The sequence below is a fragment of the Knoellia locipacati genome, assembly GCF_044791685.1.
GTDB lineage: Bacteria > Actinomycetota > Actinomycetes > Actinomycetales > Dermatophilaceae > Knoellia > Knoellia locipacati_A.
This window is the reverse complement of the sequence record NZ_CP087730.1, coordinates 797,172-823,646: the sequence shown is the minus strand read 5'-3', so window position 1 is coordinate 823,646 and position 26,475 is coordinate 797,172. Positions and strand designations below refer to the sequence as shown.

Below are 26,475 nucleotides of genomic sequence, written 5' to 3'. Positions count from 1 at the left end.
CCGAGGAGAAACGGGGTCAGGCGGAGGTGGCGCCGTTCTCGGCCGGGGTCAGCCGGCGTTCGAGGGCGAGGATCGCGGCGGCCATGACGACCAGCCCGCCGACCATCGCTGCGATGAACACGGCCGGAAGGTCGTGCTCGAGCAGGAAGCCCGAGACGATCGGTCCGAGGATCGCCCCGCCCTGGAAGGCCCCGGCGTTGACCGCGTTGGCGCGTCCCCGGATGTGGTCGTCGGCCATGTCGTTGGTGATCGCGGGGATCGCGATCTGCATGAAGATCTCACCGAGCCCGAAGACGCCCATGAACGCGACCACCGCGACGGCCGCGACGATGGCCGGACCCAGTCCGGCCGCGGACAGCACGAGCCACGACACCACCCACAGCACCACCATGACGAGCAGGCCCCGCGTCCGGCGCCGCCCTGTGACGGCCTTGAGGACGGTGAACTGGAGCGCCACGATGGCGAGCGTGTTGATGGCGAAGGCGAAGCCGATGACCTGGGTCGACACCTCGCCGACCTGTCGCGAGAACGCCGGGAAGCCGGACTCGATCTGGCCGTAGCCGATGAAGGTGCAGAGGAAGGTGATGAACGTCAGCCAGAGCACCGGCGGGCGGCGCAGCAGGTCGAGGTAGCCCACGGTCGGGGTGTCGGCCGGGCGCTCGGCGCGCCCGTGCACCCGGCGCAGCGGGCCGAGGAGCAGCCCGAGCGGCACGAGCATGCTCACGGCGTCGGCGAGGAAGATCAGCGTGAACGTCATCGGCTCGCGCACGTCGACGAACAGGCCACCGACGACCCCGCCGAGCCCGATGCCGAGGTTGACGAGGGCGAAGTTGACCCCGAAGTACTGCTGGCGCAGGGGACCCGAGACCACAGAGGCGATGAGGGCGTTGAAGGCCGGCCACGACACCCCGAAGTTGAAGCCGAGCAGGACGAACCCGACGACGAACATCGGCACCGTCGTGGCGAAGGCCAGCACGGTGCAGCCGACCAGCTGGGCGCTCGTGCCCGCGATGAGCATGCGCCGGGCGCCGAGGCGGTCGGTGAGCGACCCACCGGGGCCGGTGACGAGCAGCGCGACGACGGCGATGAGGGCGAGCAGGGTGCCGGCGGTGCCGAGGCCGATGCCGCGGACCTCGTTGATGTAGATGACCGTGAACGGCAGGGTGAGCCCGCGCCCGAGGGTCTGGATCGCGACGGTCGAGAGCAGCCACCGGCCCGGGGTCGGCAGGTCGGCCCAGAACTGTCGCAGGCTCACCTTGGGTCGCTCGGTCGTCGTGCTCACCGGACAACTCTCGCAGGGAGGCACGACAGCGCCCAACCGACTTATTGCCCGTACGGCCGGCCGAGCGCCAGCGACGTGGCGCCCGAACGGGCAATAAGTCGGTGGTCGGGCGTGGAGGGCGGTCCGTGCGGGAAAGGCGTGCGCATCGCAGACTGCGTCCGGGATAGCCTGTGCGGGTTAGCCCGGAGGTGCGACGCCCGCACTCCGGACCACCCACAGCAGTGACAGAGGTGCCCCGTGCCGACTGGCAAGGTGAAGTTCTACGACTCCGACAAGGGCTTCGGGTTCGTGTCGACCGACGACCCCACCGAGGGCGGCGACGTCTTCGTGCCCGCGAGCGCCCTCCCCGAGGGCGTGACGTCCCTCAAGAACGGTGCCCGTGTCGAGTTCGGCATCGTCGAGGGCCGCCGCGGCGCGCAGGCGCTCTCGCTGCGCCTCCTCGAGCCCACTGCGAGTGTCACGGCCAACCGCAAGGTCCGCGACCGCAAGCCCGCCGAGGAGATGGTGGTCATCGTCGAGGACCTCATCACCCTGCTCGACTCGGTGCAGAGCTCGCTGCGCCGCGGCCACTACCCGGACAAGGGGCACGGCGGCAAGGTCGCCCAGGTGCTCCGGGCCGTCGCTGACGACCTCGACGTCTGATGGCCGCCGTCAAGCCCGATCCCACCCTCAGGGGTGCGGTCGACCTCGCCCGCGAGGCGGCCGAGTCGATCGCGGAGACCGGCACCGTCGGTGACCACCTCGGCATGGAGATGGTCGAGGACCGCGTCGGCACGCACTACTTCGCCTGCACCGCAGGTGCGTACCCCGGCTGGCGTTGGGCCATCACCGTCGCCCGCGTGCCGCGGTCCAAGGTCGTCACGGTCTCCGAGACCAACCTCGTCCCCGGTGACGGCGCGCTGTTGTCGCCCGAGTGGGTCCCGTATGCCGACCGCCTGGCTCCCGGGGACATCGGTCCCGGCGACGTCACGCCCAGGGTCGACGACGACCCGCTGCTCGAGGCGGGCTTCGAGGCCACGGGTGACGAGGACGTGGATCAGGTGGCGCTCCACGAGCTGGGGCTCGGCCGTCCGCGCGTGCTCTCCGCCGAGGGCCGCGAGGCGGCGGCGCAGCGCTGGTACGACGGCGACCACGGCCCCCAGGCCCCGGCCGCCCAGAAGGCGCCGGCCCCCTGCTCGTCCTGCGGGTTCTTCATCCCGATGGCGGGTGCCCTGCGGTCTTTTTTCGGCGTGTGCGCCAACGCCTGGTCTCCCTCCGACGGTCGCGTCGTGAGCCTTGACCACGGTTGCGGCGCCCACTCCGAGGTCGACATCGATGCCCCCGAGCCCGAGGTCGTCGCACCCCCGGTGCTCGACGACTTCCGCCTCGAGACGGTCTGACACCCGGCCATGAGCGAGTCCGGCGGCGGGAACGAGTCGCGGGTGGACGGCATACCGGCCTCTGACCTGCCCGAGGGCGTCACCGAGAGCGAGGTCGAGGTGATCCGGGCCATGCAGGTCCCGACACAGCGGATCATCGCCATCGGCCTGGTCCTCTGGGCCGTCGCGCTCGTCGTCATGCTGCTCGTGCCGGCCCTGCACGAGGGTGAGCGCTCGTGGTGGCCGTGGGGCTGCGTGGCCGGGTTCGTGCTCGGCTCGATCGGCCTGGCCTACGTCCGTCGTGGCCGCGGCAACGCCCACGACGCCGGCTGACACCCCGACTTATTGCGCTTTCCAGCGCTCGTCGCTGCGCTCCTCCGCTGGAAAGCGCAATAAGTCGGGCGAGGGGCGTCAGACGCCGAAGACGTCCTTGATCGGGTCGATCGCGAAGTAGAGGACGAAGAGCCCGGCGACGAGCCACATGAGCGGGTGGATCGCCGCAGCCTTGCCGCGCACGAGCTTGATGAGGACGTAGGCGACGAACCCGGCGCCGATGCCCGCGGTGATCGAGTACGTGAACGGCATGAGCACGATCGTCAGGAAGGCCGGGATGGCGATCTCGACGTCGTCCCAGTCGATCTCCTTGACCTGCTGCATCATGAGGAAGCCCACGAGGACGAGCGCCGGGACGGCCGCCTCGGAGGGGACGACCTTGATGAGCGGTGCGAAGACCATCGAGGCGAGGAAGAGCAGCCCGGTGACGACCGAGGCGAGGCCGGTGCGTGCGCCCTCACCGACGCCCGAGGCCGACTCGATGTAGCTCGTGTTGGACGAGACGCCCGCGGCGCCACCGGCGGCGGCGGCGAGCGAGTCCACCACGAGGATGCGGTCGGTGTGGGGCGGCAGGCCCTCGTCGTCGAGAAGGTCGGCCTCGTGGCCGATCGCCGTCATCGTGCCCATCGTGTCGAAGAAGTCGGCGAGCATGAGCGTGAAGATGAGCAGGGCGGCGGCGACGATGCCGACGGACTGGAACGAGCCGAGCAGCGAGAACTGGCCGACCGTCGCGAAGTCCGGCGTGTCGATGACCTGGTCCGGCAGCTCCGGGACGATGAGGCCCCAGCCGGTCGGGTTGACCTTGTCTCCGGCGACCATCGGGCCGATCTTGGCAATGGCCTCGATGAGGATTGCGAGGACGGTGGTGGCGATGATGGCGATGAGGATGGCGCCGCGGACCTTGCGCACCCAGAGCACGATGATGAGGACGAGCCCGGCGACGAAGACGAGCGTCGGCCAGCCGCCGAGGAACCCGTCGACGCCGAGCTGCACCGGCACGGGACCGTTGGCCGTGCGGCGCACGAACCCGGCGTCGACGAAGCCGATGAGGGCGATGAAGAGGCCGATGCCCACCGAGATCGCGACCTTGAGCTGCTTGGGCACGGCGTGGAAGACCGCCTGCCGGAAGCCGGTGAGCACGAGCACGAGGATGAGGAGGCCCTCGAGGACGACGAGGCCCATCGCGTCGGCCCACGTCATCTGCGACGCGACGGCGAACGCGACGAAGGCGTTGAGCCCGAGCCCCGTGGCCAGGGCGAGCGGGAAGTTCGCGACGACGCCCATGAGGATCGTGAGGAGCCCGGCGACGAGGGCGGTGCCTGCGGCGATCGCCGGGAGGTTGGACCCGTCGCCAGCGCCCCCTCCGAGGAAGTCGCCGTTGGCGTCCGGGGCGAACCCGAGGATGAGCGGGTTGAGCACGACGATGTAGGCCATCGTGAAGAACGTGACGACCCCGCCCCGCACCTCCCGGCCCATCGACGAGCCGCGCTCGGTGATCTTGAAGAACTGGTCGATCGCTGAGGACCGGGTACGTGGTTCGGCTGAGGTGGCAGTCGGCATGGCGGAACCATAGCGAGGGACGTGGGCGTACGGCATACAGCGTCCGCCCCCGACCACGCCGCGGACGCGGGGAAATACTTAGCAGACGTAATGAGTTAGGCTAAGTACCATGACTGGAGACACCACGCGTTCGTATGCCGCGCTGCGGCCTGCCGCTGTGTCCGCCCTCGCAGGAGAGCTCCGGTTGGCCTGCATGAGGATCTCGCGGCGGGTCCGCTACGAGAGCACCGACCTCATCGCCCCGCACCACTTCTCGGTGATGTGCCGGCTCGAGGACTCGCCGCGCACCCCCGGCGAGCTCGCCGAGATCGAGCGCGTGAGCGCCCCGAGCATGACCCGGACGGTCGCCGGCCTGGTCGAGCTCGGCTATGTCGAGCGCACCCCGGACCCCACGGACAAGCGGCAGGTCATCGTCGCGCTCACCGCCGACGCCCGCAAGGTCCTCAAGGAGACCCGCCGCAAGCGCGACGCCTGGATGTCGGTCCGCGTCAGCCACCTGGACCCCGAGGAGCAGGCGATCCTGCTGCGGGCGTCCGAGATCCTCACCAAGGTGGCCAACGAGTGAGCCCCACCTTCACCTCGTTCACCGAGCGCAACTACCGGATCTTCTACGCCGGGTCCTTCGTGTCCAACGTCGGGACCTGGATGGGCCGCGTGGCGCAGGACTGGCTCGTGCTCACCGAGCTCACCGACCACTCGAGCCAGGCGCTCGGCATCGTCACGGGCCTGCAGTTCCTGCCCTTCCTCGTGCTCGCCCCGTGGGCCGGCGCGATCGCCGACCGGTTCCCCCGGCGTCGGATCCTGCTCGTCACCCAGGCCCTGCTGCTCGTCACGAGCCTCCTGCTCGCCGGGCTCGTCCTGCTCGACGCGGCGACGCTCGGGCAGGTCTACGCCATCGCTCTGCTCCAGGGCGTCATCACCGCCATCGACAACCCCGCCCGCCAGTCCTTCGTGTCCGAGATGGTTCCGCGCGAGAAGCTCGCCAACGCCGTCGCGCTCAACAGCGCGTCGTTCAACGCCGGCCGCCTCATCGGTCCCGGTGTCGCCGGCCTCATGATCGCGGGCTACGGCACCGGCTGGACCCTGCTGGTCAACGTGGCGACCTTCGTCTTCGTCCTCGTCGCCCTCGCGCTGCTGCGGACGGGCGAGCTCATCCCGGCGCCGCTCACCCGCGGCAAGGGTGCGATCCGCGAGGGCATCCACTACGTGCGCAACCGCCCGGACATCCAGGTCGTCATGCTCCTCGTCTTCGTCCTCGGCACGTTCGGGATGAACTTCCAGGTGACGACCGCGCTGATGGCGACGCAGGAGTTCCACAAGGGCCCGACCGAGTACGGCGTCCTCGGCTCAATCATGGCGATCGGCTCGCTCACAGCCGCGCTGCTCAGCGCCCGGCGCGGCGAGCCGCGGCTGCGGGTCCTGCTGCTCTCGCTCGCGGGGTTCACGCTCTCGACGGCGGCAGCAGCGCTGGCGCCGACCTACGAGCTCTTCGCGCTCGCGCTCGTGCCCACCGGGCTGGCCGCGCTCACCGCCCTCACCACGGCCAACGCCATGGTGCAGCTGCGCACCGACCCGCTCGTGCGCGGCCGCGTCATGGCCCTCTACATGGCGATCTTCATGGGTGGCACGCCCATCGGCGCCCCGATCATCGGCTGGATCGGCGAGGTCTGGGGGGCGCGTTGGACCATCGCCATCGGGCCCATCGCCATGGCCTTCACGCTGGTCGCGGTCATGTGGTGGATCGCCCGCCAGCAGAATGTCCGGGTGAGCTACGAGTCGCAGCGCTCCCCGCGCATCACCATCGAGGCCGTCCCGGTGCGTGACACCGTGACCGAGCCCGCGCCCGAGGCGGCGCGATGACGCCGGCCTTCCGCCGTCGGATGACGCTCGGGGTCCTCGCGGTCCTCGTCGTCGTCGCGATCGTGTATGCCGTCCTCACCTGAGGCGTTTGCCGTCCTCACCTGACCGACCCGACACCCCTCCTGCTGGTGCCGGGTCGGTTCCTGACGTCCCGAGGCGGGAGGCCAGGCGGGTGACGCGTCAGGGGACGAGGGCGACCGATCCGTAGGGCAGCACGACGGGAACCGTGAGCAGCCCCGACTTGACCGAGACGGTCACGGTGTTCTTGACCGTGTCGACCTTGGTGATCTTCGTCGTCACCCCGGAGTACGGGCCGACCTTGATCAGAACCGTGTCACCGACCGAGAAGGGGTCGGGATCGACAGCCACCGTCGTCGACGGCAGCGGCGTCGCCGTGACCTTCGGAAGCGGAGCGGGCGCCTTGGGCAGCGGTGCCGGCGCCGCCGGGGGCTGGGGTGCCGGAGCCACGGCCGTCGGCTTCGGGGCAGGCTGTGCCGGCGACGACGAGCGCGGCGCCGGTGCCGGCTTGGCGCCGGGGGAGGACGACGGAGCGGTGGACGCGCCGGGGGAGGCGCTCGCCCTCGGGCCTGGCTGGGTGCCGGCCGGGGGAAGGTAGGGCGAGCGCCCGGCATACCCGGGCGGCAGGGCCGTCGCGGGGACGACGGAGTGTCCGGCGCGGTAGGACGCAGCGATGCTCGTCACCTTGAAGACGTAGTCCGTCGAGTAGTTGTAGCGGAGCACGGCTCGTGTGAGGTCCGAGGGCTGGGTGAGGTCACCGGAGCCGGAGCAGAGGTAGACGCCCGCGGCTGTCGCCGCGTCGGCGATGTTCTGCGGGTCGCGGCGACCGTCGTTGTTGCCGTCGGCCCCGACCGACTTCCAAGTGCCGGGGATGAACTGCATGGGCCCGACGGCGCGGTCGTAGACGACGTCGCGGTCGTAGCGTCCACCGTCGGTGTCGGTGATGCGGGCGACACCGTCACCGGTGAGCGGGATGCCGTAGATGCCGGGCACGGCCGTGCCGGCGGCGTCGAGCAGGTTGCGGCCCCAGCGGCCGTGGTCGCTCTCGACCTTGCCGATGCCGGCCAGCAGAGCCCAGTCGACCTTGCAGTCGGGGTCGGCCTCGGCGAGCAGGCGCTGCGCGGCCTGGTAGGCCGCGAGGGCCTGGGCTGGGATCCCACTGGCGACGCTGGTCATGCCCCAGGTCTGGGGCTCGAGCGGCAGCGACTCCGGCGGGATGGACGCGTTGGCCTCGGGCATGTCCAGAGGGGGGAGGGCGGGCAGGGCCGGGAGGGACCGGACGCCACCTGCCTGCTCGACGGCCACGGGCGGGACGACGAGGCGGGTCCGGTCCCGGTCCTGCGGCTCGGTGGCCGCGACGGCGGCGACGCCGGTCGTGGTCACGGCGATGGCTGCCACGGCACCGGCGACGCGCTTGCCTGTAGTGGTCCGCAGTGCGGAGAGAGCTGCCCGGTGTGTACCGATGCCCATTGCCAGCCTCCTTGTGCTCACGTCGTCGTGAAGTCCACGGGCAAGGTTACCCGGAGAAAACCGGATCGTGACACTTAGCCGTGAGCGACCCCACACCAGGCTGCATCCCGGCCGTCACAGGAGGTCGGGCAGGACTCACTGGCACCACCAGCCCTAGCTGCACCCAGCCCCAGCTGCACCCCCAGCCCCAGCCCCCGCCACCGAGCGACGGAGGAATGGGTGAGCCGACCACCATGGGTGGTCGGCTCACTGACGTCAGACTCGGTCGTGCTCGGTTAACGACGCACGCCGAGAGGGAGCGGTCTCAGAGGGCGGCGACGACGTGCTCGACCGACGCGATGAGCTTGCTGACGTCCTCGGGTTCGACCGCCGGGAAGGTCGCGACGCGCAGCTGGTTGCGGCCCAGCTTGCGGTAGGGCTCGACGTCGACGACACCGTGCGCGCGCAGCGTCTTGGCGATGACCGAGGCGTCGACGGCGTCGTCGAAGTCGATCGTGGCGACGACCTGGCTGCGGGCCGCGGGGTCGGCGACGTAGGGCGTGGCGTAGTCGACCGACTCGGCCCACGTGTACAGCCGGTCGGACGAGTCCTTGGTCCGGGCCGTCGCCCAGTCGAGCCCGCCCTGCTCGTTGAGCCAGCGCAGCTGCGAGTCGAGCAGGGCAAGCGTGCCCACTGCGGGCGTGTTGTAGGTCTGGTCCTTGCGGCTGTTGTCGATGGCCGTGGGGAGGCTGAAGAAGTCCGGGACCCAGCGGCCGGTCGCCGCGATCTCGTCGACGCGGGCGAGCGCGGCGGGCGAGAACAGGGCGAGCCACAGGCCACCGTCGGCGGCGAAGCACTTCTGCGGGCCGAAGTAGTAGACGTCGGTCTCGGCGACGTCGACGGGCAGGCCGCCGGCGCCGGAGGTGGCGTCGATGAGGACGAGGGCGTCGTCGGCGGCACCGTCGACACGACGAACGTCGGTCATGACGCCCGTGCTCGTCTCGTTGTGCGCCCACGCGTAGACGTCGATGCCGTCCTCGGCGACCGCGGTGGGCCGGGTGCCGGGCTCGCTCTTGATGATCGAGGACTCGCCGAGGAAGGGCGCGTTCGAGGTCACGGCACCGAACTTGCTCGAGAACTCACCGAAGGCGAGGTGCTGGGCACGGTCGCGCACGAGCCCGAAGGCGGCGATGTCCCAGAAGGCCGTCGCCCCACCGTTGCCGAGCACGACCTCGTAGCCCTCGGGGAGCGAGAAGAGGTCGGCGAGGCCGGAGCGGACCGACTTCACGAGGTTCTTGACCGGGGCCTGGCGGTGGGACGTGCCGAGGACGGTGGTGCCGAGGGAGGCGAGGAACTCCACCTGCTCGGGGCGGACCTTGGAGGGGCCGGAGCCGAAGCGGCCGTCGGCGGGGAGGAGGTCTGAGGGGATGGTGATCGCTGCGTCAGTCACCGGGCCATCCTCCCGCACGGGCGTCGGGCCCTCGCGGGTGAGTTCACCCACCGGACGTGTGCCCACCGACCGGACGCCGCGCGAACCTCCGGATCCGAGGCACCGACGAGAGCGGCACGGCATACGGAGAAAGAGTCCGTATGCCGTGCCATCGCCTGCGCGCGGGCCGCTCAGCCCTGGCGGAAGCCGGCCACCGACTCGATGCCGCGGCTGGGCTCACCGATGTAGCGCGAGCTCGGCCGGATGAGCCGGCCGGTCTGCTTCTGCTCGAGGATGTGCGCAGCCCAGCCGGCGGTGCGGGCGGCCACGAACAGCGGCGTCATCATGTTGCCGGGGACCTCGGCGAAGTCGAGCAGCACGGCCGCCCAGTAGTCGACGTTGGTCTCCATGCGCCGCTCCGGGTGGCGCTCGGCGAGGGCGGCGATCGCGGCCTTCTCGAGCTCGGCGGCTACTTCGTAGCGCGGTGCGCCGAGCCGCTTGCAGGTGTCGCGGAGGACGGCGGCGCGGGGGTCGTAGGCGCGGTAGACGCGGTGCCCGAAGCCCATGAGCCGCTCGCCGCGGTCGAGGACGTCGGCGACGTAGGCCGTCGCGTCCCCGGTCCGCTCGACGCCCTCGATCATGTGCTGGGCACGCGAGGGTGCGCCGCCGTGGAGGGGACCGGACAGGGCGCCGATGGCACCGGACATGCAGGCCGCGACGTCGGCGCCGGTCGAGGCGATGACGCGGGCTGTGAAGGTGGAGGCGTTCATCCCGTGCTCGGCGGCCGAGATGAAGTAGGCGTCGATGGCCTCGACGTGCTTGGGGTCGGGCTCGCCGCGCCACCGGATCATGAAGCGCTCGACGATCGTGTGGCCCTCGTCGACCCGCGACTGGGGGACCATCGGGGTGTCCTGGCCGTGGGCGGACTGGGCGATGAACGACAGCGCCATGACCGAGGCCCGGGCCAGGTTGTCGCGTGCCTCGGACTCGTCGATGTCGAGCAGCGGCTTGAAGCCCCACACCGGCGCGAGCTGCGCGAGCGCCGACTGGACGTCGACCCGGATGTCACCGGTGTGCACCGGCAACGGGAACGGCTCGGCCGGCGGCAGGCCGGGGTCGAACTCGTTGTCGACGAGCAGGCCCCACACCTGGCCGAAGCTCACGCGGCCGACGAGGTCCTTGATGTCGACGCCGCGGTACCGCAGCGCGCCACCCTCCTTGTCCGGCTCGGCGATCGAGGACTCGAAGGCGACGACGCCCTCGAGGCCCGGACGGAAGTCGGGGTCGGGGGCGACCTGCGCGGTGGCTGCTGAGGTGGTGGCGGTCTCGGACTGCGGTGTCACAAGTTCCCTCGTCTCGGGTTCTTCCGGTGTCGGGCAGCAACATTGTGCACGCCGATCACCGGGGCGGGTGGGTCAGTCGGTGGCTATCCGTGGGTGGTCAGGACTGTCTCAGGTGGTGGGCGGGTCGAGGGCGATCCACGTCTGGTCGGCCCGGGCGAGAAGCCGCCCGTCGGCGGTGAACAGGGCCGAGGCGGCGTGCCGCTTGCGTCCGTCGTCGCCGCGGGACCATGAGAGCACGACGTGCTCCTCACCGATCGCGGGAGGCGTGAAGATCTGCGCGGTCATCGTCCCGAGGACCATGAGTGTGGTCGGGAACCCGGCCGCCTTGCCCCCGGGGCAGTCCAGCGCGGCCCACACCTCGGGAGGCGAGTCGTCCCGTGGCGTCCAGGTCGCGGCATACGTCCCGCTGCCGTCGGCGAGCGGTCCGGACCGCATCCGCAGGCCGGTCGGGTGGGACGGACCGCACCCGTAGCAGGTGGGGAAGGGGTGCTCGGCCGCAGAGAGGGCATGGTCCTCGGCCGCCCTGGCCTGCTCGACCGAGACCATCTCCGGGAGCGGGCCGTCCGGGGTGGGAGCGGCGGCGGCGCTCGCGACGACGTCGTCGCCGTCGTGCAGGACCGTGGTCTCGCCGACGTCGAGGGTGAGCTCCCGGTCCAGGGGAGGCGGCAGGCGCAGGCGAACCGACACGGCGGGGGCGTCGGCCGTGACGGGGGTGTGGCTCGCGACGAGCCCGCTCACCCAGCCACCGTTGCCCGACGTCGGGGGGCCGTTGTACCGACCCGGGATCACCACGTGCACCGTCACAACCTACGTGTCAGGGTGGCGAACGTGCCCGCCGCCGACGAGTTCTCGCTGCGCAGCATCGCGCTGCCGGCGTTCGGGCCGACCGCGGTGTGGTCGGTCGGCGTCGGTGCGGCACTGCCGGTCGTGGCGCTCAGCGCTCGCGACCTGGGCGCCAGCGTCGCCGTCGCCGCCGCGTTCGTCCTCATCGAGGGGATGGCCGCCTTCGCGTCCTCCCTGCCGGCGGGTTCCCTCGTGGCCAGGATCGGCGAGCGGCGCGCCCTGGCCGGTGCGGCCGTCGTCGACGCCCTCGGGGCGCTGCTCGCGGTCGTGGCACCGAACCTCTGGACGCTCGGCATCGCGATCGGGCTCATGGGCACGACGGGTTCGGTCTTCCTCCTCGCCCGCCAGTCCTGGCTCACCGCACGTGCCCCGGTGCGCAGCCGGGCCCGCGCGATGTCGACGATGGGCGGGGTCCAGCGGGTCGGCCTCTTCGTCGGCCCGTTCCTGTCCGCTCCGATCATCGCGGTGTGGGGGACACAGGCCGCGTATGCCGTCGCCGTCGTCGCGGGCCTGCTCGCCGCGGTCTGGGCCTGGTTCGGGTTGCGCGATCCCGAGGAGGGCGTGTCCCTCGCGGGGGAGGTGGCCTCCGGCGGCGTGGCGCGTCCGGAGGGAGCGGTGCGTGCCGCGGGGGCTGCGCCGGACAGGGTCGGGCTCAGGGATGTCGTCCGCAGCCACCGGCGGGTGCTCCTGACGATCGGGCTGGGGGTCCTCGTCATCGGTGCGGCGCGCCAGGGGCGTTTCGTCATCGTCCCGCTGTGGGCGGAGTCGGTCGGCATCACCGACAGCCAGACCGCGCTGATCTTCGGCATCGCCGGCGGCGCCGAGGTCCTCCTCTTCTACCCGGCCGGCTCGGTGATGGACCGGTTCGGCCGGGTGTGGGTCGCCGTCCCCTTCCTCCTCGTCCTCGGCGTGGGCATGGTGCTGCTCCCGCTCACCCACGGGTTCGCCGCGGTGGCCGTGGTCTCGACCGTCATGGGAGTCGGCAACGGGATCGGGTCGGGCATCGTCCAGACCCTCGGCGCGGATGCCGCCCCGGTGGCGGGACGGGCCAAGTTCCTCTCCGTGTGGCGCTTCCTGTCGCTCCTCGGCCAGAACGGCGCGCCCCTGCTCGTGAGCGGGGTGACCGCCCTGGCCGGGCTCGGGCCCGCCTGTGTGGTCCTGGGCCTGCTCGTGCTGGGAGGTGCGCCGTGGCTCGCGCGGTGGCTCCCGGCATACGACCCTCGTCGTGCAGGCGTCCCGTCCGCGGTGAGGTGAATGAGAGACTGGGCCCGTGACCGACCTCATCGACACCACGGAGATGTATCTCCGCACCGTCTTCGAGCTCGAGGAGGAAGGCATCACCCCTCTGCGGGCCCGCATCGCCGAGCGCCTCGGCCACTCCGGACCGACCGTCTCGCAGACGGTGGCGCGGATGGAGCGTGACGGGCTGCTGGCCGTCGCCGGCGACCGTCACATCGAGCTGTCCGACGAAGGTCGCCGTCTCGCCACCCGGGTCATGCGCAAGCACCGCATCGCCGAGCGGCTCCTCGTCGACGTCATCGGCCTCGAGTGGGAGTACGTCCACGACGAGGCCTGCCGCTGGGAACACGTCATGTCGGACCGGGTCGAGCGCAAGATCCTCGCGCTCCTCGCCGACCACGCCGAGTCGCCCTACGGCAACCCGATCCCGGGGCTCGAGGAGTTCGGCGAGGCGCTCGCGGAGGACTTCCGCACCGGGCTGTCGACCCTGGCCGAGGTCGCCGTGTCCGAGCCGGTCACGGTGACCGTGCGCCGGATCGGTGAGCCCGCCCAGGTCGACCACGAGGCCCTCGGGCTCATCACCGCGGCCGGGCTGCTGCCCGGGCAGCTCGCGGTCGTGCGACGTGAGGGCAACCGCGTCATCGCCGCCCTGCACGGAGCCGACGAGGCGAGCGGCGTCTCGCTCCCGGACGACATCGCCACGCACGTCTTCGTCGCACGTGCCGTAGGTCACACCTGAGCCGGATCGTCGCCCTCGGCGGTCTGCCGGTTCGTGCTCGGCCACGCACGGCTGCATGAGGAGAGCCGACCGGCAGCTGCGAAGCCTCTCGAGGAATGGCCGTTACCGGAATGTGACTTCGGGTGCCGTCGCCGCTACGGTGGGTCCACCCCTGATCCACCGAGAGGTTCTCTTTCGTGCTTTCCCCTGACACCCGCGCCGGTCGACGCCGCGCGCAGACGACTCGTCGCCTGCCCGACCTGACCGCCGCGTTCTCCTCCCTGTCCCGTCCGACCCTCGTCAAGGGCCTCGTCGGCCTCGGCCTCGCCTCGAGCGTGGCCGCAGCCGTGGCGATCCCCGTGCAGGCCGCCCCCGGCCAGCTCGAGCTCGGCAACCAGACCAGCGCCCTCGTGGCGCGCGACCGCGTCCAGGCCGTCGACGGCACGACCTCGCGCAGCAGCGCCCGGACCTCCGTGTCCGGCGCAGGCGTCGCCCTCACCGCTCCTGCGGCCGCGCAGGCCGCCGCGGTGTCTGCCGGCCCCGCCGGTGTGACCGCCGTGGCCAAGCCCGCGCCCAAGCCGACCCCGACCAAGGCACCCGAGAAGGCCGAGCCCAAGGCCGCCGAGAAGTCGTCCGAGTCCTCGGAGTCCTCCTCCTCCTCCTCGTCGTCCGTCGTCGGCAGCGGCGTCTCCATGGCCTTCTACGGCTGGTGTGAGGGCAAGGGCCTGGGCGGCAACGCGTCCAAGGTCTGCTCGGCGGTCCGCTCCAACTTCGGGATCACCGACATCGGTGGCTACCGCGCCGGCGCCGGGGACCACGGCGCAGGCAAGGCCGTCGACGTCATGGTCACCGGCTCGCGCGGCGACGCCGTCGCGCAGTGGGCGATCGACAACATGAGCGCCTACAACATCACCTACGTCATCTGGAAGCAGCGCATCTGGCTCGCCGGTTCGTCGGGCTGGCGCTCGATGGAGGACCGTGGCTCCGTGACGGCCAACCACTACGACCACGTGCACATCTCCGTGGAGTGACCTCTGCTGTCACGTGAGGGCGGGTGGGGCCTAGTCGGCCCCACCCGCCCTCACCGTTTGTTCGGGTGGGTCTGGTCTGGGGCCGGGCGCGTGGTGAGCGCGTGGTGAGCGCGTGGTGCGCCGCCGTCCCCAGCCCCCTCCTACGTCGCCGTGACCCAAACGTGACTTTGCCCGAGGGGTCCGGTACGGTGGCGTCGGCTCGTCCTCCCCTGGGGTGGGCTGTCGTGACGGACTGCTGAGTCCTGCCACCGTCACCGACTGCAACGCAAACCGCTTGGCAGGAGCGGGGGACCCAATTCTGGGTCGACCTCCGGGTCGTCCCTTGGGGTTAAGCCAGTTCCGACTGGCCGGGCAGAACCTCCCGCCCGAACCCGACAGCTCACCCCGCAGGCATCGAGAGGTTTACCGTGGCTCACTCCACTCATGGGCGTCACCGCGCGCCCGGGCGACACAACCCTGTCTCCGAACTGTCCGAGATCGCGTCGCGCGCAGGCGTGACCGGCGCCAAGGCATCCGCGGTCCTCGCAGCCTCCGGTAGCCTCGTCGCAGCCTTCGCGCTCCCCGCCTCGGCCGCGCCCGAGTCGGCCAAGAAGGACGCCAGGACGTCTGCCCCCGCAGCTCCCGTGGCTGCCCCGGTCGCCGCTCCGGCCGCGCCGGCGATCACGGCCCCGGCCGTCGCCACCCCGGCCAAGGCCGACCTCGTGGGCGTCGCCGGTGTCACGGCCGTCGCGAAGCCCAAGCCGAAGCCCAAGCCCAAGCCGGTCGTCAAGGAGGACACCCGCGAGGGCGACCTCGTGGCCGCAGCCGAGCGGTCGAGCGACCAGGCGAGCCGCAGCACGACCCGGACCAAGATCTCGACCACGTCGGTCAAGCAGTCCTCGAGCCAGATCGTCAACATCGCGCGCACGCTCCTCGGCATCGCCTACGTCTACGGTGGCGACGACCCGTCCGGCTTCGACTGCTCGGGCCTGACCCAGTACGTCTACCGCAAGGCGGGCATCTCCATCCCCCGCACCGCCTCCCAGCAGCAGCGCGAGGGCACCCGCGTGAGCGACCCGCAGCCCGGTGACCTCGTCTTCTACGGCAGCCCTGCCTGGCACGTCGGCATCTACACCGGTGGCGACATGATGATCGACTCGCCCCGCCCCGGGAAGTACAGCAGCGAGCGCAACATGTTCGGCACGCCGACCGAGTTCCGCCGCTACTGACAAGCACCAGCCGGCGCACACGCCCTGAGTGAACGCCCTCGACCCGCCACGGGTCGAGGGCGTTCGCTGTCGATGTGCTTGAGTGTGGGGATGGCCGAGCTCGTCCTTGATCTCTGGGGCGACGTGAGGGACCCGTGGTCCCACGTCGCCAAGCGTCGTGTCGAAGCAGCGGTGGCTGCCTCTGCGCATCCCCACGACGTCGTCCTGCGCCACCACGCCCTGCCCGGTGCTCCCATCTCACCTGAGGCACTCGAGGAGGTCTCGGTCGCTGCGCGCCCCGACGGCATCGACATCGAGGTGACCTCTCCACCCGACCCGGACCCGACGGACGCGCACCGGCTCGTCGCGCTCGCGCTCGCTCTCGGCGGACCCGCGCTCCAGGGCGCGATGCTCGAACGGCTGTATGCCGCGGTGTTCACCGAGGCGCTCGACGTCGGCGACACCAAGGTGCTCCAGCGGCTCGCGGCGGAGGCCGGTCTCGACGAGCGCCGGGTCGCGGCGGTGCTGGCGTCCTCGGACCATGCGGCCGACCTGGCGTCGGACGAGGCGGCTGCTCGAGAGCTCGGGATCGCCGCGACGCCCTACCTCGTGGTGGACCACCGTCTGGGTCTCGGCGGGCCGGCAAGCATCGAGGACTACCTCACGCTCATCGACAAGGGGTTGCGCGAAGGGGCGTAGTCGCTCGGCTCAACGGGCAGGCGCGAGCCGACCTCTGTCGGCGGCCGGTCGGGTGAGCGCGGCCAGCGCTGCCGTGCCGACGGGCTCGCGGGCGAGCATCGGCAGGAGGGCGACCCGGTCGCACAGCGCCCTGACGCGGACCAGGGAGGGGAGCTCGGCGCGGCTGCGGGCCTGCAGGAACGGCGAGACGGGAGACGTGGCCGCAAGGCTGTTGTTGACGACCCAGGCGTAGGGCGTGATGCCGGCGCGGGCCAGGTCGTCGCGGAGCCCTTCGGCCTCCTGGACCGGGGTGGTCTCGGGGAGCGTGACGAGCACGACCTTGGTCTGGTGCGGGTCCTGCAGGCGCATGAGCGGGGTGGTGTAGCGGGTGCCCTCGCTCATCTGCCGGGTGATCTCCCGGTGGTAGGAACCGGTGGCGTCCAACAGGAGCAGGGTGTGTCCCGTGGGCGCTGTGTCGAGGACGACGAACGTGCGGCGGGACTGGAACACCAGGTGGGAGAACTGCTGGAAGACGGCGACCTCGTCGGTGCAGGGCGACTTGAGGTCCTCCGCGAGCACGGCCCTCCCGGCGTCGTCGAGAGCGCTTCCCCTGCCTGCCATGACCCGTTCCCGGTACTCGGTGATCGCGTGCTGCGGGTCGATGCGCGACACGGTCAGGTGCGCCACGTCCTCCTGCAGCATCTCCGTGAGGTGGGCCGCCGGGTCCGTGGTGGAGAGCATCACGTCGTGTCCACGGTGCGCGAGCTCGAGCGCGATGGCAGCAGCGACGGTCGTCTTGCCCACCCCTCCCTTGCCCATGCACATGACGAGCGATGGCCCGTCCGCCTCGATGCCGTCGACGAGGGTGCGCAGGTCACCGAACCCGTCGAGCACGTCGGCGTCGACGGCCTCGGCTCCAGTGCGGTCCGGGAGTCGCGGTGAAGCGGAATCGAGGAGGGTCCTCAGCGCCGCGATTCCCACGGTGTTGAACGGGAGCAAGGCGATGGTGGTGCGGGGCAGCGCGCGCAGGTTCGGGGGGAGGTGGTCGAGCGCAGCGCTCTCGCGGGAGGCGATGGCCGCGACGAGCGGATCACCGTCGACGTCGTGCGGCATGACGCCGTTGACGACGAGGTGGGCGTCGCTCATCCCGAGCTCGAGCAGCTCGGCGTGGGTGCGGGCCGCCTCGCCCAGCGCAGAGCGTTGGGGCCGGCTGACGAGGACGAGCCGGGTGCGCGCGGGGTCGGTGAGGGCTTCGAGTGCGCCACGGTAGTCCTGGCGCAGCCGGTCCAGACCCGCGACCGGACCCAGGCAGGACACGTCGCCCTTGCCGTCGGACAGGTACGTCGTCCACTCGCCGGGCAGCTGCAGCAGTCGGATCGTGTGACCGGTGGGGGCGGTGTCGAACAGGACATGGTCGTAGCCCGCGGTCGCCTCCGGGTCGGCGAGCAGCGAGGCGAACTCGTTGAAGGAGGCGATCTCCGTCGTGCACGCACCGGAGAGCTGCTCGGTCATCGCCTCGATCTCGGCCGCGGGCAGCACGTCACGGACCGGGTCGATGATCCGGGCTCGATGGGCGTCCGCCGCCTGTTGCGGGTCGATCTCGAGCGCGGACAGGCCCGGCACGTCGGGCACCGGGGTGATCGTGTTGCCGATGGTGAGGCCGAAGACCTGCCCGACGTTGGACGCCGGGTCGGTGCTCACCAGCAGCACGCGGTGACCCTCCTCCGTGAAGCGCACGGCCGTGGCACAGGCGAGCGAGGTCTTGCCGACCCCGCCCTTGCCGGTGAAGAAGAGGAACCGCGGCGGGTTGTCGAGGAACGGGTGCTCAGACACGGTGACTCCGCGCTACCGACGTGGCGGCGGGTTCGTCCTGGAGTGTGGCCTGCATGCTGCTGGGTTGCCTCCTCGAGTCGAGCACCTTTCGGGCACCACCAGCCTCCCAACAATATCGACCTGCGTCAATATTGAGAGACGTCAATGCCTGTCACATCCCGTGACTGCAGACGACAGGCAGACGATGACCCCTCCGGGCGTCAGGGGGCGGCCGTTCCAGTCCTCGTCGTTGCCGCGACCTGAGAGAGTTCGGTCCCGGTACGCGTGGCCCGGACCAGGTGCTGACTGGAATGCACGCGACTGCTGGAGCCGGGTATCAGCCCCCCTCGCCACCGAAGCCACCTCCACCGGTGTAGTTCAGGCCCCAGTTGGTGGCCGGACTGTCCTTCGTGCTGATCTGTGGCCCGTGGTGCCGGCGACGGCCGCAGTCTGTGCAGATCCGCACCCGCATGCCCTCCTCGGCCGCGACGTGCCAGCGGTGCCACCCGATGGTGCACCTGATGCTCGTGGACTGGTCCATGGCTCATTGTTGCGCCGGCTGGAAAGCATGTCCACGGTCGCGCCAGGACGGCCCTGTCATGCAGTTTCAGCCACGTTCATCTCCCTCGCCGAGGGAGTGTCAAGGATCAGCCGAAGCAGCTGTCAACCATCACCCGGAACACTGTCAGGCATCAGCTGAAGCCCAAACGTCAAACATCAGGCGAAGTCATACACAGACAAAGTGCCCTCGGCAGGATTCGAACCTGCGACACCTTCTTCAGGTGATTCCTCGGGGCCTCCGAGAGGGTGGCCAAGAACCGGGTTTGTGCGGGAAACCGTGTGGGCTCGATACGGCCGTGGAGGAGTTCTGCACGGAAATGGCGCCCAAAATGTGCCCACGGAATGGCCTCCGGCAGAGCGGAGCCACCGAGCCGACAGCGGAGCAGATCCGCCCGGAGTCGGGCCGGAAAGTGGAGCGTCGGGTCGGCGGCGGTGGTGAGCTGACCGCTTGAGGGGGATAGCACCGGATCGTGGGGTCCGGTGCTTTTCCTCGTATGCCGTGTGGTCGCCTTGCGTCGCGGCGTGCCGGGACCGGCCGCCAGGCCGCACGCCCGGCGCGGCGGCGGGCGGAAGGCCCGCCCTTGACGGAGTACAGAGAATTCTCACCGGGCGCAATGTGCTTGCATCCCGATCTGGGATGCACGCGCGGTAGCATTGGGCCATGAGCACGCAGATCGCAGTCCGGTTGCCCGATGAGATGGTCGCGTTCCTGGACCGCAGCGTCTCTACCGGCAAGGCGCCCAGCAGGGCGGCGCTCGTTGCCTCCGCCCTTGAGCGTGAGATGCGACGTCTCGCGGCAGAGCAGGACGCACACATCCTTCGCTCCGAGGGCGCGGCGGACGAGCTGGACGACTTGGTCGAATGGACCGGCGCGCACGCAACTGTGGAGGACTGATCGGGTGCGAGAGATCGTTCTGGTTCGCCTCGACAAGACGCGGCCAGCCCTCGTGCTGACTCGAGAGGTTGCTCGGGGCGCGATGAACAAGGTGACGGTCGCCCCGATCACCAGCACCGTAAAAGGCCTGTCCAGCGAAGTCCTGGTCGGGCCTGACAACGGGTTGGAGCGGCGATGTGCTGTGTCCCTGGACAACGTCCTCACCGTCCCTGCATCTGCGCTTGGACGCACCATTGGCTACCTGCACGCGGATCAAGAGGCTCAGCTGGCGCGTGCCGTGGTGTTGGCTTACGACCTTGAGGTACCCCTCCTGGAATAGGAGGCGACACGGACTCTGCCGAAGAGTTGGATGTCGTCGGTCAGCCAAGTGTTCATGTTCCGGAGGCCATGTACGCAGCCAGGATGTAGTTGGGGTGGCGATCCAAGTTCTTGCGGGCCCGGTCGTATCGCATGGTCGTGCGGGGATCGGCATGGCGGGCCGCGATCTGGACGTCGCGCAGGTCGACTCCGGCGTCGAGCATTGTGGTGACGAAGGTGTGCCGCAGCATGTGCGGGTGCATTCGCGCGGCGTGCACACCGCCAGCTTGTGCCAAGCGGTGCAGGCGGCGAGTGGCGCAATGCCGGTCCATCCGGGTGCCACGTGCTGTGCGCAGGATGGGCCCGGACGCTCGCTCGGCGACGGCTCGTTCGATGGCGCGGGACACCGCCGGCGGCAGCGGGGTCAGCACCACCTTGCCGCCCTTGCCGCGAACCTTGAGTACCCGGTGGCCGTGCTCGTCGCCGAGATCTTCGATGTTCGCGCCGCAAGCCTCGAAGATCCGCAGCCCGAGCAGACCCAGCATCGCTACCAAGGCGAAGTCGTTGAGGTTCGACGAGGTGCGGGCGGTGGCAAGCATCGCCTCGAACTGCAGATGCGTCAGACCCAGGGTGGGTGACTCGGGCGGAACGTTCGGGCGGCGGACGTACTCCGCAGGGGAGTGCGCCAGCACCTCGTCAATAACGCAGGTCCGGTAGAAGCCGGCCACCACAGCCACCCTGCGGCTGATCGCGGACGGCTTGTACCGGCGCACTTCCTGCATCCAACGCACGTAGAGCTCGATGTGCGGCCGCTGCACGCCCAAGGGCTCCAAACCGCGTTCGTCGCACCACGTGACAAAGGAGCGAAGGTCGGACTCACTGTGCACCCGAGACTGCCCCTTGAACCGGGCAAGGTAGGCCGCGACGGCGCGACGAAGACTGTCCGAGACAGGAGGCAGGACGACTGGAATCAGAATCTGGGAAGTAACCATTCCGCAGGGTCCGCTCGGGACATGCGACGGTCAAGGAATCGCACCACGCGCGGCAGAAGCGGACGTCAGCGCGTCTACTTGACCCGGGGCAGAGTTGGCTGGCGCTGCCACTCGCTGCCTTCAGCGAATTCCCTCCAGAGCAGAGGCTGGTCGGACGCTAACAGGGCCGCGAGGTCGTCCTTACGTGGCGGACTGGGATTGCTTTTGAGGTCGACCCCATGGAGCCCAAGACCCTTCGCGATTTGTACAGCCTCCGAACGAGTGCTTGCACGCAGCAGGATGTCGACCTCGCCGCAGTCCGTGTCGAGGTTGGTCGCGTTGAAGTACGCAGCCACCTCGCCGTTGGGGAGTCTGGCCCAACCGTGCATCCCCTTCTTCGCCATGACTCATTGTGCACCGCCCGTCCCGCTCAGCCGCGGCACGTTGCATGACCGCAATCCATGGCCCCTGACCCCGGTTGGGAAACGCACTCGCTTCGGACGCTGATGCGCACTGCCTCCGGCATGTCAGCGAGTTCCCGTCAGTTAGCGCCCGTGTTGCGTATAGCGTTGCCAGAGGTCCCAGATCTCTTCAGCGACAGCCGTGTAGCGGCTGGGTGGTCCGGCCGTCTCATCGTCGAACCACTCGACGAAGCACTGGTGTGTCAGGACCATGACGTCTTCGGGACCCTTCGCCTCGGGCAAGGCGATCACTAGGGTCTCGGCTTCGGGGTCGTATTCATCTGTGTTGGTCTCGAAGTTGATGCCAACGGGGTCGGCGCGAAACATAGCCTCCGAGACGGCTTGGACCAGTTCTCTCTTGTCCGCGGTCGCTGCGCGACGTCGCGCCTTAGCCGCCATCCGTCTTATCCTGTCATCGTCCGCGGGTCGCCCAGGACTGCTCATGGACCAAGCCTGACAGCCTTCGACACACCGGGTGCCTCATTCACCCTCATCGGCAGTTCCGGACGTTTACGACCGCCGTCCTGACCCGCAAGGTCAACCTCACGCGCAGACGGGTCCACGTCGTGCAACGCGCCACCGAGGTCGATGGCCGGATCGACGTCGACCAGCCCAAGCGCCGAGCCGGGCATCGCTACGTTCCGATCCCGCAGCTTCTCCTTCCAGCACTGACGGCGAGGCTTGCCGGCCGGCCGAGGGATGCACTCGTCTTCGCCCCGCCCGAGGGGGAGTACCTGCGCGTGCGCAACTGGCGTCGCCGAGCGGGCTTCAACAGGCCCCTCGAGCAGCTCGGCATGGCAGCCACTCCCCATGACCTGCGGCGCACCTTCGGGAGCCTCGCGCGGATGGCGGGCGCCGACCTGCGCTTCATCCAGAAGGCGATGGGTCACGAGTCGATCACCACGACGGCGCGCATCTACGCACACCTCTACGACGACGAGCTCGACACCATCGCGGCCGCACTCGACGGCCTCTACGCGGCCGGCCGAGAGGCGCGGGAGATCTGAGATGTGCCCATTTGGTGCCCATTTCGGGCCTTCGGCGGCGGGTCAGACAACCGCGCCGTCGTGTTTCCGCAGGTCAGACAGGGTGCCCTCGGGCAGATTCGAACTGCCGACACCTTCTTTAGGAGAGAAGTGCTCTTCCCCTGAGCTACGAGGGCGGGGAGGCCCGAAGGCCGCGAGCCAGCCTAGTTGAACGCGGGCCGCCTCCAGAACTCGTATGCCGTGTCGTCCGGTAGCCGCTCCTGCCCAGGGTGCCAGTGCGCCGGCGAGGGTGACCGGTGCCGCGCGTGGAGAGCCTGATCAGCAGGAGCCTCCGCGGGCACCGGCACCGGCGCCGACAGCGCCAACACCGACACCCGCACCGAGCTGGACGAGCTGGGTGCCTACCGGAGCACAGCATCCTCCGGCCGCGGCCTCGGCCGACTCGTTGGTGTCGAAGAGGCCGGCGCCGCCGCAGACTCCCGTCTCGGGCAGGGTGAGCTCGACGCGAGCCGCGGAGTCGTGGTCGCCGGCGATCGAGGCGACGACGGACCGCACTTGCTCGTAGCCCGTCATGGCGAGGAACGTCGGCGCCCGCCCGTAGGACTTCATGCCGACGAGGTAGACGCCGGGCTCGCTCTCGTGCGCCAGCTCTGCGACGCCGTGCGGGTGGACGCTGCCGCAGGAGTGCACGTTGGGGTCGATGAGCGGGGCGAGCCGGACCGGGGCCTCGAGCCGCTGGTCGAGGTCGAGCCGCAGCTCGGTCATGATCGAGTGGTCGGGACGGAAGCCGGTGAGGCCGACGACCCCGTCGAGCCCCTCGATCGCGTCGCCGTCCTCGCTCCGGAGCGTCAGCGTCTCGCCGTGCCGCTCGACGGAGGCGGTACGGAACCCGGTGACGACGCGGACGCGTCCGGCCTCGACGGCCTGGCGGGCGCGCTGGCCCAGGGCGCCGCGGGCGGGCAGCCCGTCGGCGTCGCCACCTCCGAAGGCGTCTCCCACCGCGCCGCGCCGCAGGACCCAGACCGCCTGGGTGCCGGGGAGGTCCTCGGCCATGGAGGCCAGCGCGACGAGGGCGGTGAGGGCCGAGTGCCCGGCTCCGACGACAGCGGTGGTGCGACCGCCGTAGCGGGCGAGGTCGGCCGGGTGGGCCGCGTCGGGAACCCGGTAGGCGATCCGGTCCGAGGCCAGGTGCTCACCGTCGGCGGGGTAGCCGTCACCACCGAGGGGGTTCGGCTGCGTGAAGGTGCCGGAGGCATCGATCACCGCGCGGGCCGTGAGGCGTGCGGCGCCACTCGGCGTCGTCAGGTGCACGGTCAGCGGCTGGTCCTCGCGGCCCGAGTCGACGACCCGGTCGCGCCCGCGGCGGGCCACCCCGGTCACCGTGACCCCGTAGCGGACGCGGTCGCCGAGAGTGTCGGCCAGGGGCTGGAGGTAGTCCCGCGCCCACTCGGCGCCGACCGGGTAGGCGTCCGGGTCGGGCGCCATGCATCCGGCGCGCTCGAGGAGACGCCGCGCGGACGGGTCGACCAGCTCGGCCCAGCGCGAGAAGAGACGGACGTGTCCCCACTCACGGACGGCAGCGCCGGCCCGGTCGCCGCGCTCGAGGACGACGACCTCGAGTCCTCGCTCCAGGAGGTTGGCTGCGGCGGCAAGGCCGGCCGGGCCAGCACCGATGACGACGACGGGGTGGGTGGTGGCGATGGAGGTCATCACGCAGCTCCTTGATTCGATGAATGTCGATTTATGGGCATCTTGCTCCCGTATATCGACAGATGTCAAGATATGTGCATGACGACATCGGTGGCCATCGAGATTGGGACCGAACCGGCCCGGGCGGTCGCCTGTTGCCCGCCCCTGAGCCGGACGGCGCTCGACGCCGAGTCGGCCAGGACGGCGGCAGCGATGTTCAAGGCGCTCGGCGACCCGGTCCGGCTGCGGATCTTCTCGGTCATCGCCTCGTCACCCGAAGGGGAGCTCTGCGTGTGCGACCTGCCCGACGTCGGGGTCTCGCAGCCGACGGTGAGCCACCACCTCAAGAAGCTGCGGACCGCAGGGCTGCTCACGAGCCGGAAGGAAGGCACGTGGGTGCACTACCGCGTGTCGCCCGAGGTCCTCTCGGCGATGTCGGCGCTGCTCCAGCCCTCTTTCTGACGGCGCCTTCTCGTCTGCCCGCGGCTCAGCCTCCGCGTATGCCGCGCGGCCTCAGGAGGCGACCGGCGTCACGCCGAGCTCGTCGAGGAGGCTGAGCACCCGCCGCTTGATGTCGTCGCGGATCGGGCGCACGGAGTCGACGCCCTTGCCCGCCGGGTCCTCGAGCTCCCAGTCCTCGTAGCGCTTGCCGGGGAAGATCGGGCAGGTGTCGCCACACCCCATCGTGATGACGACGTCGCTGGACTGCACGGCGTCCACGGTGAGGATCTTCGGGGTCTCGGCCGTGATGTCGATGCCCTCCTCGGCCATCGCCTCGACGGCGGACGGGTTGACCTGGTCGGCCGGCGCGGAGCCGGCCGAGCGCACCTCGACCGCGCCACCGGAGAGGTGGTGCGTGAAGGCGGCCGCCATCTGGGAGCGGCCCGCGTTGTGGATGCAGACGTAGAGCACCGAGGGCTTGGCGGGGCTGGTCATGGGAGCGTCTCCTGACGGTTCGAGGTGGGTGCGTCCACGGCGTGCGTGGCCCGGGTGAGGTCGGTCGAGGGGTGCGGGACGACGACGTCATCCGCGTTGGCCGCCGCGTCGGGGTAGAGCGCGAGGGTGATCCCGATGCCGACGGCGAGGCCGACGACCTGGGCCCCGACGAACCCCGGCACCGAACCCGGGGCGATGCCGGCGAACGTGTCGGAGAAGACGCGCCCGACCGTGACGGCCGGGTTGGCGAACGAGGTCGAGCTCGTGAACCAGTAGGCGGCCCCGATCCAGGCGCCGACGGCCGGCGCGGCGACGGCACCGCGCCCGGTGCGCGCGAGACCGAAGATGAGCGCGACGAGCACGCTGGTGGCGACGACCTCGGCGAGCAGGTGCGGTCCGGTCGCCCGGTCCTTGGCCGACAGGGCCATGGAGACGCCGAACATCGCGTTGGCCAGGACCGCGCCCAGCACGGCTCCGACGACCTGCGCGACGGCATACGCGCCGACCTCGGCGAGCGGGAGGCCCGTGCCGGCACGTCGCCCGATGAACCAGTCCGCGAGCGAGACGACCGGGTTGAAGTGCGCCCCGGACACGGGTCCGAAGAGCAAGATGAGCACGGTCAGGCCGAGCACCGTGGCGGTGCTGTTCTCGAGGAGCTGCAGTCCGACGTCGCCGGGCGACAGCTGCTCCGCCGCGATCCCGGACCCGACGACCACTGCGACGAGCAGGGCCGTGCCGAGGAGCTCGGCGAGGAGTCGACGGGGGAGGGGCGGCACGTCGGAGCGGGTCACCGGACCATGTTGACGCAGCACCACTCGCTCAGTCAAACTTGAGTCAATGAACACTGAGCAAACGGCAATGCTGCAGCGCCGGGCCTCGGTCCACGCGGCGCTTGCGGACGTCACCCGCCTGCGGATCGTCGACCTGCTCGCCGTGAGCGACCGGTCGGCGGGCGAGCTCGGGGCGAGCCTCGGCATCGCGTCCAACCTGCTCGCGCACCACCTGAGGGCCCTGGAGTCGGCCGACCTCGTGACGCGACGTCGCTCCGAGGGCGACGCCCGCCGCTCCTACCTCTCGCTCAACGCCCACGACGAGTGGCTGCTCCGGGAGACCGCGGGCAACGACGGGGCGGTGCGGGCCTCCCGGGTCGTCTTCGTCTGCACCGCGAACACCGCGCGCTCGCACCTCGCGGCCGCCGCGTGGAGGCGCGTGAGCCCCGTCCCCGCCTCCTCCGCCGGCACGCACCCCGGCGACCGGATCCACGACGGCGCCATCGCAGCCGCGCAGCGCCACGGCCTCCGGCTCCCCGACGTCGCGCCCGTGGCCCTGGGCCCGGACGACGGTGCCCACGACCTGGTCGTCACCGTGTGCGACCGCGCGCACGAGGACCTCGACGGCCGGGACTGGGCGCACTGGTCCGTCCCCGACCCCGTCCCGCACGGCGGCGCGGCCGCCTTCGACGCGGTGTACGAGGAGGTGGCGGCCCGGGCCGCCCGGCTGGCGGGCCGGGTGAGCGCGACCGCGTCCTGAGCGGGACGG

The 26,475-nt window shown here is 70.6% G+C and carries 29 protein-coding genes, 1 tRNA gene and 1 riboswitch; of the genes, 15 read left to right on the top strand and 15 right to left on the bottom strand.

Annotated elements, in window-relative coordinates; all coding sequences use genetic code 11:
* Nucleotides 1-16 precede the first annotated feature (16 nt).
* Nucleotides 17-1,282: an MFS transporter gene (locus LL946_RS03770; protein WP_404384932.1), complete on the bottom strand. Its 1,266-nt coding sequence runs from the start codon at nt 1,280-1,282 to the stop codon at nt 17-19.
* A gap of 237 nt (nt 1,283-1,519) precedes the next feature.
* Between LL946_RS03770 and LL946_RS03765 the strand changes: the two genes are divergently transcribed.
* Genes LL946_RS03765 through LL946_RS03755 form a run of 3 tightly spaced genes read left to right on the top strand, consistent with a single transcriptional unit; the run spans nt 1,520 to nt 2,973 of the window.
* Nucleotides 1,520-1,924: a cold-shock protein gene (locus tag LL946_RS03765; RefSeq protein WP_404384930.1), complete on the top strand. Its 405-nt coding sequence runs from the start codon at nt 1,520-1,522 to the stop codon at nt 1,922-1,924.
* Nucleotides 1,924-2,661: a DUF3027 domain-containing protein gene (locus LL946_RS03760; protein ID WP_404384928.1), complete on the top strand. Its 738-nt coding sequence runs from the start codon at nt 1,924-1,926 to the stop codon at nt 2,659-2,661. The genes LL946_RS03765 and LL946_RS03760 overlap by 1 nt, the downstream gene beginning before the upstream one ends.
* A 9-nt stretch (nt 2,662-2,670) precedes the next feature.
* Nucleotides 2,671-2,973, top strand: a complete 303-nt coding sequence (locus tag LL946_RS03755; RefSeq protein ID WP_404384926.1) for a DUF2530 domain-containing protein — start codon at nt 2,671-2,673, stop codon at nt 2,971-2,973.
* Nucleotides 2,974-3,051: 78 nt separating this feature from the next.
* Here the strand turns inward: LL946_RS03755 and LL946_RS03750 are convergent, their stop codons facing one another.
* Nucleotides 3,052-4,533: an NCS2 family permease gene (locus LL946_RS03750; RefSeq protein WP_404384924.1), complete on the bottom strand. Its 1,482-nt coding sequence runs from the start codon at nt 4,531-4,533 to the stop codon at nt 3,052-3,054.
* 109 nt (nt 4,534-4,642) lie between these two features.
* Between LL946_RS03750 and LL946_RS03745 the strand changes: the two genes are divergently transcribed.
* A complete protein-coding gene (locus tag LL946_RS03745; protein ID WP_404384922.1) occupies nt 4,643-5,098 on the top strand; it encodes a MarR family winged helix-turn-helix transcriptional regulator in 456 nt (151 codons plus the stop codon).
* Complete coding sequence (locus LL946_RS03740) at nt 5,095-6,393, top strand: MFS transporter (RefSeq protein ID WP_404384920.1); 1,299 nt, start codon at nt 5,095-5,097, stop codon at nt 6,391-6,393. The genes LL946_RS03745 and LL946_RS03740 overlap by 4 nt, the downstream gene beginning before the upstream one ends.
* Before the next feature lie 180 nt (nt 6,394-6,573).
* Here LL946_RS03740 and LL946_RS03735 read toward each other — a convergent pair whose 3' ends face one another.
* From LL946_RS03735 to LL946_RS03720, 4 genes are all read right to left on the bottom strand, one after another.
* The gene (locus LL946_RS03735; protein ID WP_404384918.1) at nt 6,574-7,881 is read right to left on the bottom strand and encodes a lytic murein transglycosylase; all 1,308 of its coding nucleotides are present in this window, start codon (nt 7,879-7,881) and stop codon (nt 6,574-6,576) included.
* A gap of 304 nt (nt 7,882-8,185) precedes the next feature.
* A complete protein-coding gene (serC, locus tag LL946_RS03730) occupies nt 8,186-9,310 on the bottom strand; it encodes a phosphoserine transaminase (protein WP_404384916.1) in 1,125 nt (374 codons plus the stop codon).
* 170 nt (nt 9,311-9,480) lie between these two features.
* Entirely contained in the window at nt 9,481-10,632 is a 1,152-nt protein-coding gene (locus tag LL946_RS03725; RefSeq protein WP_404384914.1) for a citrate synthase 2, read from the bottom strand.
* Nucleotides 10,633-10,740: 108 nt separating this feature from the next.
* Entirely contained in the window at nt 10,741-11,430 is a 690-nt protein-coding gene (locus tag LL946_RS03720) for a hypothetical protein (RefSeq protein WP_404384912.1), read from the bottom strand.
* 30 nt (nt 11,431-11,460) lie between these two features.
* Between LL946_RS03720 and LL946_RS03715 the strand changes: the two genes are divergently transcribed.
* From LL946_RS03715 to LL946_RS03695, 5 genes are all read left to right on the top strand, one after another.
* Nucleotides 11,461-12,729, top strand: coding sequence for an MFS transporter (locus tag LL946_RS03715; RefSeq protein WP_404384910.1), 1,269 nt, complete (start codon nt 11,461-11,463; stop codon nt 12,727-12,729).
* Nucleotides 12,730-12,745: 16 nt separating this feature from the next.
* A complete protein-coding gene (locus LL946_RS03710) occupies nt 12,746-13,453 on the top strand; it encodes a metal-dependent transcriptional regulator (protein ID WP_404384908.1) in 708 nt (235 codons plus the stop codon).
* 176 nt (nt 13,454-13,629) lie between these two features.
* Nucleotides 13,630-14,463: a hypothetical protein gene (locus LL946_RS03705; protein WP_404384906.1), complete on the top strand. Its 834-nt coding sequence runs from the start codon at nt 13,630-13,632 to the stop codon at nt 14,461-14,463.
* Nucleotides 14,464-14,705: 242 nt separating this feature from the next.
* Nucleotides 14,706-14,868: riboswitch (cyclic di-AMP (ydaO/yuaA leader) on the top strand.
* A gap of 89 nt (nt 14,869-14,957) precedes the next feature.
* The gene (locus LL946_RS03700) at nt 14,958-15,671 is read left to right on the top strand and encodes a C40 family peptidase (RefSeq protein WP_404384904.1); all 714 of its coding nucleotides are present in this window, start codon (nt 14,958-14,960) and stop codon (nt 15,669-15,671) included.
* 90 nt (nt 15,672-15,761) lie between these two features.
* Nucleotides 15,762-16,349, top strand: coding sequence for a DsbA family protein (locus LL946_RS03695; protein WP_404384902.1), 588 nt, complete (start codon nt 15,762-15,764; stop codon nt 16,347-16,349).
* 9 nt (nt 16,350-16,358) lie between these two features.
* On the opposite strand, the gene arsA is transcribed toward LL946_RS03695, so the two are convergent.
* Nucleotides 16,359-18,161, bottom strand: a complete 1,803-nt coding sequence (arsA, locus tag LL946_RS03690) for an arsenical pump-driving ATPase (protein ID WP_404384900.1) — start codon at nt 18,159-18,161, stop codon at nt 16,359-16,361.
* Nucleotides 18,162-18,477: 316 nt separating this feature from the next.
* Entirely contained in the window at nt 18,478-18,681 is a 204-nt protein-coding gene (locus tag LL946_RS03685; RefSeq protein ID WP_404384898.1) for a hypothetical protein, read from the bottom strand.
* Nucleotides 18,682-19,362: 681 nt separating this feature from the next.
* Between LL946_RS03685 and LL946_RS03680 the strand changes: the two genes are divergently transcribed.
* Nucleotides 19,363-19,596 carry a YlcI/YnfO family protein gene (locus LL946_RS03680; protein WP_404384896.1) on the top strand — a complete coding sequence of 78 codons (234 nt, stop codon included), beginning with the start codon at nt 19,363-19,365 and terminating at the stop codon, nt 19,594-19,596.
* 4 nt (nt 19,597-19,600) lie between these two features.
* Complete coding sequence (locus LL946_RS03675; protein ID WP_404384894.1) at nt 19,601-19,915, top strand: type II toxin-antitoxin system PemK/MazF family toxin; 315 nt, start codon at nt 19,601-19,603, stop codon at nt 19,913-19,915.
* Between the two features lie 52 nt (nt 19,916-19,967).
* Here LL946_RS03675 and LL946_RS03670 read toward each other — a convergent pair whose 3' ends face one another.
* The 3 genes from LL946_RS03670 to LL946_RS03660 all read right to left on the bottom strand — a co-directional run bounded on the left by LL946_RS03670 (nt 19,968) and on the right by LL946_RS03660 (nt 21,724).
* Complete coding sequence (locus tag LL946_RS03670; RefSeq protein ID WP_404384892.1) at nt 19,968-20,780, bottom strand: tyrosine-type recombinase/integrase; 813 nt, start codon at nt 20,778-20,780, stop codon at nt 19,968-19,970.
* Between the two features lie 179 nt (nt 20,781-20,959).
* Entirely contained in the window at nt 20,960-21,268 is a 309-nt protein-coding gene (locus tag LL946_RS03665; protein ID WP_404384890.1) for a hypothetical protein, read from the bottom strand.
* 141 nt (nt 21,269-21,409) lie between these two features.
* Nucleotides 21,410-21,724 (bottom strand): hypothetical protein, encoded by a 315-nt coding sequence (locus tag LL946_RS03660; protein WP_404384888.1) that lies wholly within the window; start codon nt 21,722-21,724, stop codon nt 21,410-21,412.
* A 167-nt stretch (nt 21,725-21,891) separates the two neighbouring features.
* Here LL946_RS03660 and LL946_RS03655 point away from each other — a divergent pair, with 167 nt between their 5' ends.
* Complete coding sequence (locus LL946_RS03655) at nt 21,892-22,332, top strand: tyrosine-type recombinase/integrase (RefSeq protein WP_404384886.1); 441 nt, start codon at nt 21,892-21,894, stop codon at nt 22,330-22,332.
* 83 nt (nt 22,333-22,415) lie between these two features.
* Here the strand turns inward: LL946_RS03655 and LL946_RS03650 are convergent.
* Nucleotides 22,416-22,487 (bottom strand) — tRNA-Arg (locus LL946_RS03650).
* Between the two features lie 142 nt (nt 22,488-22,629).
* Nucleotides 22,630-24,021 (bottom strand): FAD-dependent oxidoreductase, encoded by a 1,392-nt coding sequence (locus LL946_RS03645; protein ID WP_404384884.1) that lies wholly within the window; start codon nt 24,019-24,021, stop codon nt 22,630-22,632.
* A 78-nt stretch (nt 24,022-24,099) separates the two neighbouring features.
* Here LL946_RS03645 and LL946_RS03640 point away from each other — a divergent pair, with 78 nt between their 5' ends.
* Nucleotides 24,100-24,462 carry an ArsR/SmtB family transcription factor gene (locus LL946_RS03640; protein ID WP_404384882.1) on the top strand — a complete coding sequence of 121 codons (363 nt, stop codon included), beginning with the start codon at nt 24,100-24,102 and terminating at the stop codon, nt 24,460-24,462.
* Between the two features lie 51 nt (nt 24,463-24,513).
* Here LL946_RS03640 and LL946_RS03635 read toward each other — a convergent pair whose 3' ends face one another.
* A complete protein-coding gene (locus tag LL946_RS03635; protein WP_404384880.1) occupies nt 24,514-24,936 on the bottom strand; it encodes an arsenate reductase ArsC in 423 nt (140 codons plus the stop codon).
* Nucleotides 24,933-25,727 carry an aquaporin gene (locus tag LL946_RS03630; protein ID WP_404384878.1) on the bottom strand — a complete coding sequence of 265 codons (795 nt, stop codon included), beginning with the start codon at nt 25,725-25,727 and terminating at the stop codon, nt 24,933-24,935. The genes LL946_RS03635 and LL946_RS03630 overlap by 4 nt, the downstream gene beginning before the upstream one ends.
* Before the next feature lie 46 nt (nt 25,728-25,773).
* Here LL946_RS03630 and LL946_RS03625 point away from each other — a divergent pair, with 46 nt between their 5' ends.
* Nucleotides 25,774-26,466 (top strand): ArsR family transcriptional regulator, encoded by a 693-nt coding sequence (locus tag LL946_RS03625; protein WP_404384876.1) that lies wholly within the window; start codon nt 25,774-25,776, stop codon nt 26,464-26,466.
* Nucleotides 26,467-26,475 lie beyond the last annotated feature (9 nt).